The sequence below is a fragment of the Leifsonia sp. NPDC080035 genome, assembly GCF_040050925.1.
Classification (GTDB): Bacteria; Actinomycetota; Actinomycetes; order Actinomycetales; family Microbacteriaceae; genus Leifsonia.
Map to the genome: position 1 here is coordinate 1,494,076 of NZ_CP157390.1, position 15,914 is coordinate 1,509,989.

Here is a 15,914-nt window from a genome sequence, read left to right on the forward strand (position 1 = left end):
TGGGGGACCTGTGGAACGATCCTGTGGATAAGCGCTTCCGGACGCAGAAGAGCCCGGGTCGGCCGAAGCCGGACCCGGGCTCTTCGCGCAGCGGGAGGCGCGTCAGCGCCAGCGTGTGGTCATCAGGAAGCCGATGAAGGCGATGCCGAACCCGACGAGGATGTTCCACGCGCCGAGGGCGGGGATCGGGTACTGGTTCTGGCTGACGTAGAAGACGATGATCCAGACCAGTCCGAGCAGCATGAAGCCGAACATCACCGGCTTGAACCAGACGGGGTTCGGCGCTTCTTCTCCGGACGCGGCGGAGCTGCGCTCGGCGCGGACGGTGCGCTCGGGCTTGGTCTTCGACTTGCTGCGGGCCATAGCTGACAAGTGTAGCGGGACCGGTCTGAAGGTTCGCATCCCGCAGCCTCGCCGGTTCCCGGGAAACGCCAGGGTTATCGCTGAGGGTGTCGCCTTAGAATCTGTCATATGAGCGATCCGACGGAACCCGAGCTGCGCCGCCCGCGCGCGCGGTCGCGGCGCCGCCCGGCACGACGCGTGACGTTCCTCGGTGTCGTCGGCGAGCTCCTCATAACCGCGGGTGTGCTCGTCGGGCTGTTCCTCGGCTGGCAGGTGTGGTGGAACAACATGGTCATGGCCGGCCAGCAGACCTCCGCGGCCGCAGAGCAGAGCCAGAAGTGGCTGGACGACGCGATGAAGGTGCCGAAGCCGGTGGAGACCTCTGCCAGCACCGCCGCGGTCGACCCGCCGGTGATGGCGCAGCCGGCCGACTACCAGGCGTTCGCGGTGATCTACATCCCGCGGCTCGGGGCGGACTGGAAGCGCACCATCCGTCAGACGGTTGACGTCGAGCAGGTGCTGAACAGCTACACGGCCGGGGTCGGCCACTACCCCGACACCCAGATGCCGGGACAGGTCGGCAACTTCGCCGTCGCCGGGCACGACTCCGGATGGGGCAACACCTTCATCGACCTCTCGAAGCTGCACATCGGCGACAAGATCTACGTGCAGACCAAGGACGGCTGGTACACGTACGTGTTCCGGAACTTCGAGTTCGTGCAGCCGGCGGCCATCGAGGTGGTCGCGGCGGTGCCACGCCACCCCGATGTGCGGCCGGTGGACCGCCTGATGACGATCACCACGTGCAACCCGCCCTTCCACGCCGGCGAGCGGCTGATCGCCTACAACGTGTTCGAGAGCTACGCCGCGCCGCAGAACGTGCCGGCCGCGCTCGCCTCCATCGTGAAGGCAGGCTGAGATGTACGGAGCGTTGTGGCGCATCCTCCCCGGGCCGCTGTGGCTGCGCATCGTGCTCGTGCTCGTGCTGGTGGTCGCGGTGCTGTTCGCGCTGGTGACCTGGGTGTTCCCCTGGGTGGATTCGCTCTTGGGTCCACAGGAAGGTACCGTGGGCCCGTGACCCGCGTACTCGTCATCGACAACTACGACAGCTTCGTCTACACGCTGAACGGCTACCTTCAGGAGCTCGGTGCGGAGACGGACGTCGTGCGCAACGACGACATCCCGGTCGAGGACCTTCCGGCCCGGCTGGCGGAGTACGACGCGGTCCTGATCTCCCCCGGACCGGGCAAGCCCGCGGACGCCGGCGTCTCCATCCCGGTGGTCGAGCGAGCGCTCGAGACGGGGCAGCCGCTCCTCGGTGTGTGCCTGGGGCACCAGGCCATCGCGGAGGCGTTCGGCGGTGTCGTGACCAACGCCGAGGAGCTCATGCACGGCAAGACCTCGCAGGTCGAGCACGACGAGAGCGCGCTGTTCGACGGCGTCCCGCAGCCGTTCACGGCGACGCGGTACCACTCGCTCGCGGTGGTGGACGGCACGATGCCGGAGGAGCTCGTCATCACGGCGCGTACGGGCGGCGGCGTCATCATGGCGCTGCAGCACCGGACGGCGCCGATCTACGGGGTGCAGTTCCACCCGGAGTCGGTGCTCACCGAGGGCGGCTACCGGATGCTCGGCAACTGGCTGGAGGCCGCCGGTCTCGCCGGCGCGGCCGAGGCGTCCCGTGCGCTCAACCCGCTCGTCAAGCTCGGCTGAGCGGCCGGCTCACCCGACCGGTGTCAACCGGAGCAGTAGGTGAGCTCGACCGTAGTGCCCTGAGGCACATCGCCCGGCACGACGGACTGGGTGTGGACCAGCGGCGCTCCCTTGTCCTGCGGACATGACGGGTCCGCCTTCGGAGCGGCCGTGAGCCCGAGCTGGGAGAGCATCCCCGACGCGGCTTGGATGGACTGGCCGGTCAGATCGGCCAAGGTCACCTTGCCGCTCGAGACCGTGAGCCCGATCGCGTCGCCTTCGTGCGCGTTCTGGCCCGCCGCCGGACTCGAGGAGATGACGACGTTGGCGGCGACGCTCGGAGAGTTCTCCGTCGTCGTCGGTCCGACCGTGAGGCCGGCGGCCTGCAGCGCCTGCTTCGCGGCGTCCGCCGTCATGTTCGTCACATCGGGCACCTGGACGGCCTTCTTCCCGGTGGACACGATGAGCGTGACCGTCTCGCCCTTCGCCATGACGATGCCCGCGGCGGGATCCGTGCGGATCACCTCGCCGGAGGGGTACGTGGAGCTCTCCTCCTGCGTCTGCGTCCACTTGAGGCTCAGGTCCTCGAGCTTCTTGCCCGCGGCGTCGACGGTCTGCCCCGACAGGTTCGGGACGGGGCGCGAGGTCTCGGGCATCGTCGTGCTCGGCGCGAGGCGGAGCACCCAGGCCAGGACGGCGACGATCACGACCGCCATCACGGCGACGCCGGCCCAGATCCAGATCACCGGTGGGCGTCGCTGCGTGCGCACCATGGTCTGGTCCTCGGCGAGCTGCCGGAAGGCCGCCTCTGGGCCGGACGAGGTCGTCGGAGGCGCTCCGAAGAGGTTCTCCGCGAAGTCGTCCTCCTTCTTGTGCACGGGGACGCGTCCCGCGGCTGCCTCTTCGAGGTCGTGCCGGAAGTCGGCGACGGTCTGGTACCGGTCGAAGCGATCCTTCGCGAGCGCGTGCGCGACCACGACATCCATCGCCGGCGAGACCTTGTGGTTGATGGAGCTCGGCGCCACTGCCGTCTCGCTGACGTGCTGGTAGGCGACCGCGACCGGGGTGTCGCCGCGGAACGGCGGGCGGCCGGCCAGCATCTCGAACAGGACGACGCCCGTCGAGTACAGGTCGGTGCGCGCATCCACCGTCTCGCCCTTGGCCTGCTCCGGCGAGAAGTAGCTCGCGGTACCGAGAACGGCGGTGGTCTGCGCCACTGTCGCCGAGGAGTCGCTGATCGCGCGCGCGATGCCGAAGTCCATCACCTTGACCTGCCCGGTCTTGGTGATCATGACGTTGCCCGGCTTGATGTCGCGGTGCACGACGCCGGCGCGGTGGCTGTATTCGAGCGCCGTCAGGATGCCCTCGGTGATGCGGACCGCCTCGGAGGGCTCCAGCGGTCCCTGCTTGATGAGATCCTTCAGAAGGACGCCGTCGACGTACTCCATCACGATGAAGGGCAGCTGCGCCTCGTGCCCGTTCGGCTCGCGGACCGTCTCCTCGCCCGCGTCGAAGACGCGCACGATGGTGGGATGCGCCATCCGGGCCGCTGCCTGCGCCTCCTGCCGGAACCGGGTGCGGAACGCCGGGTCGGTGGCGAGCGAGGGCTTCAGCAGCTTGATGGCGACGGTGCGCCCGAGGCGGGTGTCCTGACCGCGGTGCACGTCCGACATCCCGCCGCGTCCGATGAGTTCGCCCACCTGATATCGGCCTGCGAGCAGGCGGCTATCTGGGCTCAATGCGGACTCCTTACGGGTGGTGGCTCCGGCTAGTGTAGCGGGCTGATTCTGAGAGATCTCCCTCGTGCGGGGGTCGACGTCAGGGGGTTGGCGTCAGGGCGTCGGCGGCGGCGAGGTCGGTCCCACTGCGGGGAGCACCGTGTAGGACGCCGCCGGGCTCTGTCCCGACTCCACGGACTCGCCCTGGTTGCAGAACACCGAGTACGTCAGCGAGTAGTCGCCTGCGGCGTTCGGGGTCCACGTGAACTTCGTGTCCTGGACGGGGGCCTGCGCCTGACCGTTGATGAACAGACGGCGCCCGGTCAGCTTCTGGCCCGCGGGGCAGGTGGCCGAACCGAAGGAGACCGTGATCTGCGAGTTCGCCATGCCCTGGCCGGACGGCGGGTTCGCCGAGACCGTGTCGGTCGGGGTGGGGATGGGGGTGAGGTCGGAGTAGACCTTCACCGTGACCTGGGTGCCGACCGGGACCGGGCCGGTCGGGTTCACGGAGTAGACCGTGTTGACCTGCTTGGCCGAGGTCGCGGCCGTGCCCTGCTGGACGTTGGCGACCATCCCGAGATCCTGCAGCTTGGCGCGCGCCTCGTCCGCGGAGAGGCCGAGGAAGTCGCTCTCGGTGATCTGCACGGTGTTGCTCGTCGGGCTGGGCGTCGGGGACGGGGAGGTCGGCTTGGGGGACGGGGCGGTGGCCGCGGTCGTCGTGGGCGTGCTCGGCGCCGACTTCGGCTGGACGAGCAGGGCGATCAGCGTGCCGATGAGCACGAGGGCGAGCAGCGCGATCAGGGCGATCAGCGGCCACGTCCAGGGGCTGCGCTTCTTCTCCTCGACCGGAGCCTCTTCGGTCTCCTCCTCGACCGTCTGGGCGGCGGTCGCCGGGAGGACGGTCGTTGCCTGGGTCGGGGCGCTGCCCGGCGAGGTCATCAGGACGGTGGCCGCATCCGTGGCCGCCGCCGCGCCCAACACGGCGGGCACCGACGCGGCAGCGGCGCGCACGTCTCCGCGACGCAAGGCCTGGGCGGCGCGAGCGAGGTGGGCCGCGGAGGCGGGCCGGTCGGCCGGGTTCTTCGCGATGCAGGCGAAGACCAGGTTGCGGACGGGCTCCGCGACCGTGGCCGGAAGCTCCGGCGGCGCCTCGTTGATCTGCGCCATCGCGATGGCCACCTGCGACTCGCCGGTGAACGGCCGGCGGCCGGCCAGGCACTCGTACGCGACGATGCCGAGCGAGTAGATGTCGGTCGTCGGCGATGCCGGGTGGCCGGAGGCCTGCTCCGGCGAGAGGTACTGCACGGTGCCCATGACCTGGCCGGTCGCGGTGAGCGGGACCTGGTCGGCGATGCGGGCGATGCCGAAGTCGGTGATCTTGACGCGGCCGTCCGGCGTGATCAGCAGGTTGCCCGGCTTGATGTCACGGTGCACGAGCCCGGCGGCGTGGGCGGCGTGCAGCGCGGCGGCGGTCTGCGCGACGATGTCCAGGGTGCGGTCGGTGCTGAGGATGTGCTCGCGCTCCAGGATGCTGGAGAGCGCCTCGCCGGGGACCAGCTCCATGACGAGGAAGGCGCTGCCCTCCTCCTCGCCGTAGTCGTAGACGTTCGCGATGCCTTCGTGGTTGACGAGCGCTGCGTGGCGGGCCTCGGCACGGAAGCGCTCGAGGAAGCCGGGGTCGCCGAGGTACTCGTCCTTGAGGATCTTGATGGCGACGGTGCGTCCGATCACCAGATCGGTGGCCTGCCAGACCTCGCCCATCCCGCCGATCGCGATCCGCGACTGCAGCTCGTAACGTCCTCCGAAGGTGAGCCCTGCTGTGGGTCTCATTTATTCAGCACCGCCTCTAGTACTTTTCTCGCGATCGGCGCGGCGATGGAGTTCCCCGTGCCGCTCTGACCGCGTCCACCGCCATTTTCCACGACAACTGCAACAGCGAACCGAGGGTCGTTCGCCGGTGCGAACCCGGTGAACCACAGCGTGTAGGGGTCGTTCTCCCCGTTCTGCGCCGTCCCCGTCTTTCCGCCGACTTCGACCCCGTCTATTCTTGCATTGCTCGCTACGCCGTGATCGACGCCGTCGACCATCATCTGCTTCACCGTGTCGGCGTTCGCCTGGCTCAGCGGCTGCGAGAACTCCTTCGCCTGGAAGGTCTCGATCGGCTGCAGATCCGACGAGCGGATCGAGTCGACGAGGTTGGGGGTCATCAGCGTGCCGCCGTTCGCGATGGCGGCCGAGACCATCGCCATCTGGAGCGGCGTGGCCTTGTCGTTCTTCTGGCCGAACGAGCCGAGCGCACGCTCGGCAGGGTTGGTGTAGAGCGGATACACGCTCTTCTCCACGGGGATCGGGATGCTGAGCGGCTGGTTGAAGCCGAACTTGTCGGCCTGGTCCTTGATGACCTCCGGCTTCAGCTGCATCCCGAGCTCGGCGAACGGGATGTTGCAGGAGAGGATCTGCGCCGTTGCGAGCGAGACGGTCGCGCCCGGCCCGCACGTGGTCAGCGAGTCGTTCTTGACCACCGTCGGCGACCCGGGCAGCTGCAGCGACGACGGGTTCGGGAACTGGCTGTCCTTGGTGTAGTCGCCCGTGCCGAGTGCCGTCGAGCTCATCACCGGCTTGAAGGTGGATCCCGGTGGGTTGAGGTCGCCGCCGATGGTGCGGTTGATCAGCGGGTCGCCCGGAGCGTCGAGCAGCTGCTGGTAGGCCGCATTCACCGCCTCGGTGTCGTGCGACGCGAGCGTGTTCGGGTCGTAGTTGGGCTTCGAGACCATCGCGAGGATGCGGCCGGTCTTGGGCTCGAGGAGCACGACGGCGCCCTGGTAGTCGCCGAGCGCATCCCACGCCGCCTGCTGCGCGACCGGGTCGATGGTGGTCTCCACCGTCGCGCCCTGCGGGTTCTTTCCGGTGAAGATCGAGTTGATGCGCTCGAAGAACTGGGAGTTGGACGACCCGCTGAGCTTGTCGTCCAGGGCGCCCTCGAGCCCGGTCGCCTCGCCGTCGATCGGGTAGAACCCGGTGACCGCGGAGTAGAGGGGCCCGTTGCTGTAGACCCGCTGCCACTTGTACACATCCTTCGACGGCACCGACTGCGCGATGGGCTGACCGCCGGCGAGGATCGCACCGCGCTGCGCGGAGTAGCTGTCGTTCCTGGCGCGGGTGTTGCGGGCGTCCGCCGAGAGGGTGTCCGCCTGGAAGACCTGCAGGATGGAGGTCGAGACGAGCAGGGCAAGGAACATGGCCAGCACGATCGTGCTGACACGCTTGATCTCGCGGTTCATGTCAGTTCACCACCAGCCGGGGTTGGTTGCGGACCGTATCGGAGAGGCGCAGCAGCAGGGCGACGATGATCCAGTTGGCCACGAGCGAGGATCCACCCGCAGCGAGGAACGGCGTCGTCAGACCCGTGAGTGGGATGACCCTGGTCACGCCGCCGATGACGATGAAGCACTGCAGCGCGACGATGAAGGAGAGGCCGACGGCCAGGAGCTTGCCGAAGTCGTCCTGCCCGGCGAAGCCGATGCGCAGACCGCGCGCCACGAAGACGAGGTACAGAGCGAAGATGGCGAAGAGGCCGGCGAGTCCCAGCTCCTCGCCCAGGCTCGCGATGATGTAGTCGCTGCGCGCGACCGGCGTCACCCACGGCTGGCCCTGACCGAGGCCGGTCCCGATCAGGCCGCCGTGCGCGAGCCCGAACAGACCCTGCACGAGCTGGAAGCTGCCGCCCTGGGCGTCGTAGACCTTCTGAGCGAAGGGGTCGAGCCAGTTCTCGAAGCGGTCGTGCACGTAGACGAGGAGCTGGCTGGCGACGACCGCGCCGCCCACGATGAGCAGCACGCCGAGGATCACCCAGCTGATGCGCGCCGTGGCCACGTACAGCATCACGAGGAACAGGCCGAAGATCAGCAGACCGGTTCCGAGGTCGCGCTGGAAGACGATCACGGCCATGGACATCAGCCAGACGATGAGGATCGGCCCGAGGTCTCTGGCCCGTGGGAAGCGGATCCCGAGGAACTTCTTGCCGACGGCCGACAGCGAGTCGCGTGCCTGCACGAGGTAGCCGGCGAAGAAGACGGCGAGGCAGAGCTTGGCGATCTCGCCGGGCTGGAAGCTGAACGGGCCGATCCGGATCCACACGCGTGCGCCGAAGATCTCCTGGCCGATCCCGGGCAGCATCGGCAGCAGCAGGAGCACGAGAGCCGCGAGGCCGAAGATGTAGGTGTACCGCTGCAGGACCCGGTGGTTGCGGATCACGATGATGACGGCGATCGCACAGGCGATCGCGATCGCTGCCCAGACGATCTGCTTGATGCCGTCCGACTCCCACCCGGTGACCTTGTAGTGGATGTCGATGCGGTAGATCTCGGCGATCCCGATCCCGGTGAGGACGGTCGCGATCGGCAGCAGGAACGGGTCGGCCTGCGGGGCGACGAAACGCAGGGCGACGTGCATCCCGAGGACCAGGGCCGAGAGGCAGGCGCCGTAGTAGACCAGGGTGAGGTCGACGTGTCCCTCGGCGCCCAGCTGGACGAGGACGACGGCCGCGGCGTTGATCCCGCAGGCGATCAGCAGGAGGAACAGCTCGAGGTTGCGGAGCTTCGCGGGAAGGCGCAGCCGTTTCACCGGGCCGGTGTCCGGCCTGGCCTGGCGGCGCTCGGAGACATCACTTCTTGACGGCATCGCTCAACTGATCCACGATCGCTTGGGCCGCGGCGAGGTCGTCCGCGTTGATGGTCCCCTGCACAAGCTGTTTGTCGTAAGCGGGGAGGCTCTTGACGGTCACATCCGACTCCTCGTAGACGTGCGAGAGGACGATGGGGCCCAGGTTCTGCTGCACACCCTGGAAGATGGCGACCTTGCCGGCCGGGGATTCGCCGACGAAGAAGCGGGACTGGGTCCACTGGTAGCCGAAAAGCACGGCGAGCACGATCGCCACGACCACCGCGGCGAGCCCGATCATCCACGTCAGTCGCCGACGGCGAGCGCGGCGTTCATCCTCTTCGATCAGCTCGTCGAGGTAGTCCTCCGACTGCGGCTCGAAGTGCGTCGGACCCGTCGCTGGACGGATCGGATGCAGGCGCAGCGTCGGGAGCCGGGACGCGCGCGCGGCCGGCTTGGGCTCGCCGAACTGCAGCGGCGCGGCGGCGGAGCCCACCGTCAGCGGCTCCTTGAGGACTTCGCCGCGCGACACGTCGGCGATGTCGAGGATGACCGCCGTCACGTTGTCCGGAGCGCCGGCGTCGAGGCTCTGCTTCAGCAGCTTGTCGGCGACCTGTTTCGGCCCCTCCTTGGCAGCGAGGGCGTTCTTCAGGTCGTCGTTCTTGACGACGCCGCTCAGGCCGTCGGAGCAGATCAGCCAGCGGTCGCCCGGCTGCGTCTCCAGGATCCAGGTGTCGATCTCGGGGGAGGCGTCCACGTCGCCGAGCACGCGCATCAGCACGGAGCGGCGCGGATGGACCATCGCCTCCTCCTCGGTGATGCGGCCGCTGTCGACGAGGCGCTGGACGAACGTGTGGTCCGTGGAGACCTGCTTGAGCTCGCCGTCGCGGTACAGGTAGATGCGGGAGTCGCCGATGTGTGCGAGGGCGATCCGGTCGCCGACGCGGATGAGGGCGCTGACCGTGGTGCCCATCCCGGTCAGTTCCGGGTGCTCGAACACGGTCTCGGCGAGCAGGGAGTTCGCCGCGATCAGCGCCGACTGCAGCGCGAACTCCGCCTCGGAGGCCGTCTCGTACTCGCGGTCGGCCTCGCGGATGCGGGTCACCGCGATCGCGCTCGCGACGTCACCGCCGGCGTGGCCTCCCATTCCGTCGGCGACGACGAACAGGTCCCGGCCTGCGTAGCCCGAGTCCTGGTTGTTCGAACGGATCTTCCCGATGTGGGAGACGGCCGCCGCGCGATTCGCTGCTGCCACGGCTACCGTCGCAGCTCGAATGTGGTCGTGCCGATCTTGATCGGGGTGTCGAGTGGGACCTGGGTCGGGACCGTCACGCGCCGGCCGTCGAGGAACGTGCCGTTCGTGGAGTCGAGATCCTGGATCATCCACTCGTCGTTCCACAGGAGCAGGCGGGCGTGGTGGGTCGAGGTGTAGTCGTCTCGGATGACCAGCCCCGACTCGCTGGAACGTCCGATGGTGATGGGGTCGCGGCCGAGCGGCAGCTCCGTCCCTGCGCGCGGACCGGAGGTCAGCACGAGGCGGCGTGCGGTCTGGGTGCTGGCGTTCGAACCGCCGGAGACGGTGTTCGCGCCGGAGGGCAGGGACGAGACCGGAGCGTGCTGCATGACCGCCTCGGTCGGTCCGGCCGGCACCGCACTCGCTGCGGCGGGCGCGGCAGCGGGGAACGGGGACGCCTGGGCCTGCGGCTCCGGGAGCTTGCGCACCCGCTGCCCGAAGAGATCGGTGCGGAGCGCGTAGATGATGCCGAAGACGAACAGCCAGAGGAGCAGCAGGAAGCCGAACCTCAGGACGAGGAGTGCGAGTTCACTGGGGTTCATGCCGGTCCCCAGAAGTTGTCACCCGCGGAGGCGCGGGGGGCGGCAGAGGCCTGGGGGAGCACGCGGAAGACGATGCGGGTGCGTCCGATCGTGATGACGGAGTCGGGGTCGAGGATGGCCTTCTTGACCGGCTCGCCGTTCAGCTTCGAGCCGTTGGTGGAGCCGAGGTCCTCCACCTGGGCGCGGTGGCCGTCCCAGGTGATCATGACGTGCCGGCGCGAGATGCCGGTGTCGTCCACGGTGATGTCGGCGTCGCTGCCGCGGCCGATCACGGTGCGGGCACGCGAGAGCGGGTAGTGACGGCCGTTCACATCCAGCACCGGCGTCCAGGCCACGTCGCCCTTGACGTTCTCGGAGTCGACCTGCAGCATCCCCACCGACAGGTCGGAATCCTCCTGCAGCTCGATCGAGATGCCGCCGGCGAACTGGTAGTGCTGGCTCGCCGCGTGCTTCTGCACGAAGGTGACGAGCTCGTCGGTGAGGGCAGCGCCCATCGACTGCATGCGCTGGTGGTCGGCGCCGGACATCCGCAGCACGAAGCGGTTCGGAGCGAGCACGCGGTCGCGGGAGACGACGGCCGCCTTCGTGTCCATCTCCTTGCGCAGGGCGCTCGTGAGCTCGACAGGCTGCAGCCCGGAACGGAAGGTCTTCGCGAACGCGCCGTTGACGGCGCGCTCGAGCCCCCGCTCGAAGTTGTCCAGTATGCCCACAGTCTCCCGCTCCCGGCTTGCTAGCTACATGCATGTTAGTCGGATCGCTTGGAAAGGCACCCACGGCCCCTGCGTATCGGGTGAAGATCCGCCCGGGGGATGACGGCGCCGATTCGTGAACCGCGCTGTCGTCGTGTTAGTCTTCCTTGGTTCGCGCGAGTGGCGGAATTGGCAGACGCGCTGGCTTCAGGTGCCAGTGCCCGCAAGGGCGTGGGGGTTCAAGTCCCCCCTCGCGCACGGACGTGAAGGCCCCGGGTATCCCGGGGCCTTCTGCTTTTCCCTGGACGGTCCTCGGAGCCGCACCGCGCCGTATGCGCGCGGCGGTCAGTCGGTGAAGACCGCGAACGCCCATCCCGAGTGCAGGTTCGGCACCTCGATGACCAGGGCGTTCCGGGGGAGCTCCGCCTCGAACGTCGCATGGTCGAGCAGGCGCATCCGGAGGTGGCGGCGCGTCGCATCGGCGGCGAGCCCCTGGATCGCGAAGGCGAGGTCGTACACCTCGTCGTCCGTCGGGTCCGCGAGCCAGCCCCACAGCGGGGCGGTCGGGGAGACGCTCACGACGTCGAGAAGGACGGAAGCGAGATCCTCGAGACCGGCTCCCGTCGCGATCATCGTCGAGGCTCGGAGCCGGGTGTTGGAGGCGACGAAGACCACCGGCGCGCCGGGTTCCAGGCCGACCAGCGCGTGAATGAGGCGGGTGTCCAGAACGGGGCTGCCGGTCTTGATCATCGTCGGGTCCTTCCTGCCTGTTCCTCAGTGTGGTCCCTAGTGCGGCAACCCTAGGCTGTCCTCCAAAATGAGGACAAGAGTGCGCGTGCCCCCCAAACGGGGCTGATTTCCCATATTGACAGGCTCCTGTCAATCCGCGCAGGATGGCCGCATGCCTGCTGCCGCCCTCCATCGCGTGATCGTCTCGTCGTCCGACCTGGCCGATACGCTGCCCCTGTATGAAGGAGTGCTCGGTCTGCTCCTCGAGCGCCGGGCGGACGGCTTCGCGTGGCTGCGCAGCGCCGACGGCGTCGAGATCATGCTGCACGAGCGCCCGGCGGCGGCGTCCGACACCGCGGTGGCGGTGACCTTCGCCGTCTCTCGCCTCGACGATGTGGTGGCGCGCTGGGTCGCGGCCGGCGGCTCGCTGATCGACGCGCCCGAACGCCGGCCGTGGGGAGAGCGGATGGCGGTCGTCCGGGACGCCGACGGGCACGTCGTCTGCCTGAGCGAGACCCCGTGAGTGGAGAAGGGGAGCGCCTCACCGAGCTGGTCGACGAGGTCTTCCGGCTCTCCGACGCCCTCGCCAGGGCCGGGGACGCGATCGTGGCGGAGGAGGGCCTGAGCGCATCCCGGTGGCGGACGCTGGGCGCCCTGGTTTCCGGTCCGCTCAGCGTCGCGGAGATCGCCAGGCGGCGGGGGATGCGCCGGCAGTCGGCGAGCGAGAGTGTCGCGCAGCTAGAGGCCGCAGGGCTGGTGGCCCGAACGCCCGACCCTCGGGACGCGCGGGCGCCGCTCGTCTCCCTCACGGAGGAGGGGCGCGCGGTGCTGGCGCGCATCCGGCCCCGGCGGAAGGCGTGGGCTGCGCGCACCGCTCGCGCCGCATCCCTCGACGAGCTCTCCGCGGCGGTGGAGCTGGCGCGGCGGCTGCGCGCGGAGCTCGAGTCGGCGGAGCGCTGACCGCGGCCCGGCGGGACCGTAGACTCGTGGCGTGTCCGAGGACGTCCCGGTGCTGAGCGACGCGCTCTTCGAGATCTTCGCGGGCGGCAGCTGGGTCTTCCTGCCCGCCCTGCCCGCGCGCGGGCTCGCGACGGAGCTGGAGGCGGACATCCTCGACGAGCAGTTCTCGTGGTGCGAGAACCCGCACCTCGGGCAGGGCGCCGGCCTGCTGGTGCTGACGTCGTCCATGAACGGGTGGATGCTGCTGCACGGCGCGAGCGAGACGGTCGGCGGGGCCGCCGCGCTGCTCAGCGAGCAGCGGGACGTCTACCGCGCGATGATCGACGTGCGGCTCCCGGCGATGAGCTGGGCGTTCCTGGAGCGCGGCGCGCCGACCCGATCGGTGTCGCTGGAGCTCGGGGACGACGGCGGCCTGGTCGCGCGCACGTCCGGTCATCCGCTGCCGTTCGAGGTGGACGGGATGGCGCCGCCGCGCACCCCCGCCGGTCTCGACTCCTTCTTCTATCCGGTGGCGATCCTCGGCGAGCACGGTGTGACTGTCGACGACCTCGAGCGCGCGCTCGACCGGCCGAGCGTCACCCTGCAGGTGCGCTGACGTCGTAGCGCAGGTACACGGTGCCGTTCTCGAAGACGCGCTCATCGCGCAGGCGCAGGTCGATGCGCAGGCCGGCGGGGAGTGCGGGCAGGCCGCCTCCGACCGCGACCGGAGCGACGAAGAGCTCGACCTGGGCGATCAGACCGGCGCGGAACGCGGCGGCCGCGATGGTCGGACCGCCGATCTCCACATCCGTCGGCGACGCGTCGACCAGGGCGCGGACCTCGGCGGGGTCGAAACGCGGCTCCACCCGGGTCTGCGGGGTGCTGACCTCGGTCAGCGTGGACGAGTAGACGACCTTGTCGGCCGCCTTCCAGATGGCGGCGTAGTCGACGACGACATCCGCATCCCCTGCGGCGGGCATCTCCTGCCAGACCCGCATCGTCTCGTACATCCTGCGCCCGTAGAGATAGGTGCCGACGGGACGCTGGCGGTCGTTGATGAACGCGTGGACCTCCTCGGAGGGGACCGTGAAGTCGAACGATCCCGACGCGTCGACCGTGTAACCATCCAACGAGGTGTTCGCTGTATAGAGCAGAGCCATGGCTGGACTCTAGGACCGCGGCAGGCGCAGGGCTAGGGCCGGGAGGGCGGGATCAGCCGTGGGGGAGGAGCGCGGCCAGCGCGTGCAGCTCGTCGCCGAACAGCACAGGGACGATGACGTCGAGCGCCAGTCCGATGCCGACGGTGAGGAGCGCGGCGCCGGCCGCGATGACGACGAGCACAGCGATGAGCCTCAGATAGGCGTTCCCCGCGAGCGACGCGAAAACCCCCCGGTTCCGCGCGACCCCCCGCAGCGGGATGCGGTGCTCCAGTGTCGTCATGTCCTTCCCCTTCTCTGGCCGATGGATCCAGTCAAGCCGGGGGCGTGGGCCGGCACATCCACCCGTGGTGGGGAGCGGGTCATCCGTCGGTATGATTCGTCCGTCGAGGGGGAACGGAATGAGACGACCGCTGTGGATCGCGCTGGTGGCCGGGGGGATGGCGCTGCTGCTCGCGCTCGGCGTGACCTCGTTCGTGCTGATGCTGCAGGCGAAGGCCGCCGCGGATCCTGCACGCATCGTGACCGCCTACCTCGGCCAGGTGCGTGCGGGGCATGTCGAGGCCGCGATGCGGATGGAGGGCAGGAAGACCGACCCGAACGAGGTGCTGCTCACCGATGCGGCGTACGCGAAGGCGACCGAGCGGCTCTCCGGCTTCCGCGTCGTCCGGGTGCGCACGAACGGGGATCGCGCCGTCGTCGACGTGCAGACGACGGCGGGAGGCCACACGGCCCACTCGAGCCTGTCGCTGAAGAGCGGGGGCTGGACCCCTGCGGCGCTGTTCGGCATCGTCGCGTGGCGGCTGCAGCCCGCGGAGCTCTCCATGATCGACGTGCACGTCGGCGCGCCCGGCAGCATCACGGCGACCATCGCCGGGGCGAAGGTGGAGGCGGCGCGCCATCCCGCACTTCTCGCCTTCCCCGGGCGCTACGCCATCGAGGTTCCCGGCGGCAGCCCGTGGTTCACGGTGAAGGGGTCGAGCGTGGCCATAACCGGCTTCCAGCAGCGCGAGGAGCTCACGGCGACCGCCGAGCTCACGCAGAAAGGCGCGGATGCCGCCGTCGCCGCCGCGAACGCGTGGGTCCAGTCGTGCATGCAGGGCGGCCCGAAGCCGAGCGGATGCTCCTTCGGCCTCACCGACGGCGCGACGGACGGTGAGGTCTGGACGAACCAGAAGTGGACGCTGGCCACCGCGCCGAAGGTGACCGTCTCGGCGTGGAGCGACCAGTGCGGCCTGCCGGGCCAGCGCGACGGCACCGGGTGCTGGCCGGTCAAGACGGCGTCCGCGGGGGCCGCCGACTTCTCGGCCGACTACAGCATCCCCGCCACGGGGGAGACAGGGACGATCACGTCGACCGGCTCCATCGAGGTGGATGTCGAGGGCGGGATCACCGGCTTCCAGGACGCCGGCGCGTTCTTCATCTCGGTGCAGTGGCGCTGAGCGCGAGCCCGCACAGCGGTTCCGGCGCGGCCACGGGATGCCCTTCGGTGTCTGCGAGGCGGCGTGCGAGCTGCTCGCGTCGGCGCGCGAGGGTCTCGATCGCGGCGTCCAGCTCGGCGATGCCGTCGCGGTAGGCCTCGACGGATGCCGGGCACTCGTCGCTGCGCTCGTGACCGGAGTGCAGGCAGGCGATGAACGGGGCCGCCTTGCCGGGCGGGATCCCGGTCGCGGCGAGCTCGCGGATCTCGCGGACGGCGCGCAACTCCTCGGCGCCGTAGTCGCGGTAGCCGTTCGCGAGGCGCTGCGGCACGAGCAGGCCGAGGCGCTCGTAGTATCGCACCGCCTTGACGGTCACGCCGGCCCGCGTGGCGAGCTCGCTGATCTGCATCGGGATCCTCCGCCCACAGCGTAAACCTTCCCCACCGGGTCAGGGTCAACGCGCGCTACACTATTAGTTAGTGCCCTAATGAATCGAGGAGAGATGTCCGGACGCTTCGCGAGCTGGTACTCGCGCTGGAACGAGAAGCTCATCCGTGTCGCCGGTCCCGCGCAGCTCGGAGCCGGTCACCCGGAGGGTCCCGACGTGCGTTCCACTGCATCCCCGTGCCCGATGTGCGGCCGCCCGATGACCGAGCACACGGTGCTCCGCCCCGGCGGTCAGCGGGACGCGACCCGGCTGGTGTGCCCGGAGGCCGCGCAGATCGCCTGAGC

Annotated in this window: 20 protein-coding genes and 1 tRNA gene; 9 read left to right on the forward strand and 12 right to left on the reverse strand. The window is 69.5% G+C overall.

The window, feature by feature from the left end; translation table 11 throughout:
* Nucleotides 1-102: 102 nt before the first annotated feature.
* Nucleotides 103-363, reverse strand: coding sequence for a cell division protein CrgA (locus tag AAME72_RS07320; protein WP_348789577.1), 261 nt, complete (start codon nt 361-363; stop codon nt 103-105).
* Nucleotides 364-471: 108 nt separating this feature from the next.
* On the opposite strand from AAME72_RS07320, the gene AAME72_RS07325 reads away from it, so the two are divergent.
* From AAME72_RS07325 to AAME72_RS07335, 3 genes are read left to right on the forward strand one after another with little or no spacing between them, the layout of a single operon-like run.
* Nucleotides 472-1,260, forward strand: coding sequence for a class E sortase (locus AAME72_RS07325; RefSeq protein ID WP_348789578.1), 789 nt, complete (start codon nt 472-474; stop codon nt 1,258-1,260).
* A 1-nt stretch (nt 1,261) separates the two neighbouring features.
* Nucleotides 1,262-1,420 carry a hypothetical protein gene (locus AAME72_RS07330; RefSeq protein WP_348789579.1) on the forward strand — a complete coding sequence of 53 codons (159 nt, stop codon included), beginning with the start codon at nt 1,262-1,264 and terminating at the stop codon, nt 1,418-1,420.
* Entirely contained in the window at nt 1,417-2,055 is a 639-nt protein-coding gene (locus tag AAME72_RS07335; protein WP_348789580.1) for a gamma-glutamyl-gamma-aminobutyrate hydrolase family protein, read from the forward strand. The genes AAME72_RS07330 and AAME72_RS07335 overlap by 4 nt, the downstream gene beginning before the upstream one ends.
* A 23-nt stretch (nt 2,056-2,078) precedes the next feature.
* On the opposite strand, the gene pknB is transcribed toward AAME72_RS07335, so the two are convergent.
* The 7 genes from pknB to AAME72_RS07370 form a co-directional block, all read right to left on the reverse strand.
* Complete coding sequence (gene pknB / locus AAME72_RS07340) at nt 2,079-3,773, reverse strand: Stk1 family PASTA domain-containing Ser/Thr kinase (protein ID WP_348789581.1); 1,695 nt, start codon at nt 3,771-3,773, stop codon at nt 2,079-2,081.
* A 93-nt stretch (nt 3,774-3,866) separates the two neighbouring features.
* Nucleotides 3,867-5,582: a serine/threonine-protein kinase gene (locus AAME72_RS07345; protein WP_348789582.1), complete on the reverse strand. Its 1,716-nt coding sequence runs from the start codon at nt 5,580-5,582 to the stop codon at nt 3,867-3,869.
* Nucleotides 5,579-7,033: a penicillin-binding protein 2 gene (locus AAME72_RS07350; protein WP_348789583.1), complete on the reverse strand. Its 1,455-nt coding sequence runs from the start codon at nt 7,031-7,033 to the stop codon at nt 5,579-5,581. Before AAME72_RS07350 ends, AAME72_RS07345 begins: the two co-directional genes overlap by 4 nt.
* A 1-nt stretch (nt 7,034) precedes the next feature.
* Nucleotides 7,035-8,432 (reverse strand): FtsW/RodA/SpoVE family cell cycle protein, encoded by a 1,398-nt coding sequence (locus tag AAME72_RS07355; protein WP_348789584.1) that lies wholly within the window; start codon nt 8,430-8,432, stop codon nt 7,035-7,037.
* Nucleotides 8,416-9,666 (reverse strand): PP2C family serine/threonine-protein phosphatase, encoded by a 1,251-nt coding sequence (locus AAME72_RS07360; protein WP_348789585.1) that lies wholly within the window; start codon nt 9,664-9,666, stop codon nt 8,416-8,418. The genes AAME72_RS07355 and AAME72_RS07360 overlap by 17 nt, the downstream gene beginning before the upstream one ends.
* A gap of 2 nt (nt 9,667-9,668) precedes the next feature.
* A complete protein-coding gene (locus AAME72_RS07365; RefSeq protein ID WP_348789586.1) occupies nt 9,669-10,247 on the reverse strand; it encodes an FHA domain-containing protein in 579 nt (192 codons plus the stop codon).
* Nucleotides 10,244-10,957, reverse strand: a complete 714-nt coding sequence (locus AAME72_RS07370) for a DUF3662 and FHA domain-containing protein (RefSeq protein WP_348789587.1) — start codon at nt 10,955-10,957, stop codon at nt 10,244-10,246. The genes AAME72_RS07365 and AAME72_RS07370 overlap by 4 nt, the downstream gene beginning before the upstream one ends.
* A gap of 153 nt (nt 10,958-11,110) precedes the next feature.
* On the opposite strand from AAME72_RS07370, the gene AAME72_RS07375 reads away from it, so the two are divergent.
* Nucleotides 11,111-11,194: transfer RNA gene (locus AAME72_RS07375), tRNA-Leu, on the forward strand.
* An 87-nt stretch (nt 11,195-11,281) separates the two neighbouring features.
* Here the strand turns inward: AAME72_RS07375 and AAME72_RS07380 are convergent.
* On the reverse strand, nt 11,282-11,686 hold the full coding sequence (locus AAME72_RS07380) for a hypothetical protein (protein WP_348789588.1): 405 nt from the start codon (nt 11,684-11,686) through the stop codon (nt 11,282-11,284).
* Between the two features lie 151 nt (nt 11,687-11,837).
* Between AAME72_RS07380 and AAME72_RS07385 the strand changes: the two genes are divergently transcribed.
* The 3 genes from AAME72_RS07385 to AAME72_RS07395 are packed head-to-tail and all read left to right on the forward strand — an operon-like array spanning nt 11,838 to nt 13,220.
* Nucleotides 11,838-12,188, forward strand: coding sequence for a VOC family protein (locus tag AAME72_RS07385; protein WP_348789589.1), 351 nt, complete (start codon nt 11,838-11,840; stop codon nt 12,186-12,188).
* The gene (locus AAME72_RS07390) at nt 12,185-12,625 is read left to right on the forward strand and encodes a MarR family transcriptional regulator (protein ID WP_348789590.1); all 441 of its coding nucleotides are present in this window, start codon (nt 12,185-12,187) and stop codon (nt 12,623-12,625) included. Before AAME72_RS07385 ends, AAME72_RS07390 begins: the two co-directional genes overlap by 4 nt.
* Nucleotides 12,626-12,656: 31 nt before the next feature.
* Complete coding sequence (locus AAME72_RS07395) at nt 12,657-13,220, forward strand: hypothetical protein (RefSeq protein ID WP_348789591.1); 564 nt, start codon at nt 12,657-12,659, stop codon at nt 13,218-13,220.
* Here the strand turns inward: AAME72_RS07395 and AAME72_RS07400 are convergent.
* Together AAME72_RS07400 and AAME72_RS07405 are read right to left on the reverse strand one after the other, a co-directional pair.
* A complete protein-coding gene (locus AAME72_RS07400; protein WP_348789592.1) occupies nt 13,201-13,764 on the reverse strand; it encodes a dihydrofolate reductase family protein in 564 nt (187 codons plus the stop codon). The two genes, AAME72_RS07395 and AAME72_RS07400, sit on opposite strands and share 20 nt — an antisense overlap.
* Nucleotides 13,765-13,816: 52 nt before the next feature.
* Entirely contained in the window at nt 13,817-14,044 is a 228-nt protein-coding gene (locus AAME72_RS07405) for a hypothetical protein (RefSeq protein WP_348789593.1), read from the reverse strand.
* A gap of 118 nt (nt 14,045-14,162) precedes the next feature.
* Here AAME72_RS07405 and AAME72_RS07410 point away from each other — a divergent pair, with 118 nt between their 5' ends.
* A complete protein-coding gene (locus tag AAME72_RS07410; RefSeq protein ID WP_348789594.1) occupies nt 14,163-15,203 on the forward strand; it encodes a hypothetical protein in 1,041 nt (346 codons plus the stop codon).
* Here the strand turns inward: AAME72_RS07410 and AAME72_RS07415 are convergent.
* The gene (locus tag AAME72_RS07415) at nt 15,181-15,591 is read right to left on the reverse strand and encodes a MerR family transcriptional regulator (protein ID WP_348789595.1); all 411 of its coding nucleotides are present in this window, start codon (nt 15,589-15,591) and stop codon (nt 15,181-15,183) included. The two genes, AAME72_RS07410 and AAME72_RS07415, sit on opposite strands and share 23 nt — an antisense overlap.
* Before the next feature lie 93 nt (nt 15,592-15,684).
* Between AAME72_RS07415 and AAME72_RS07420 the strand changes: the two genes are divergently transcribed.
* Complete coding sequence (locus AAME72_RS07420) at nt 15,685-15,912, forward strand: hypothetical protein (protein ID WP_348789596.1); 228 nt, start codon at nt 15,685-15,687, stop codon at nt 15,910-15,912.
* Nucleotides 15,913-15,914: the final 2 nt, after the last annotated feature.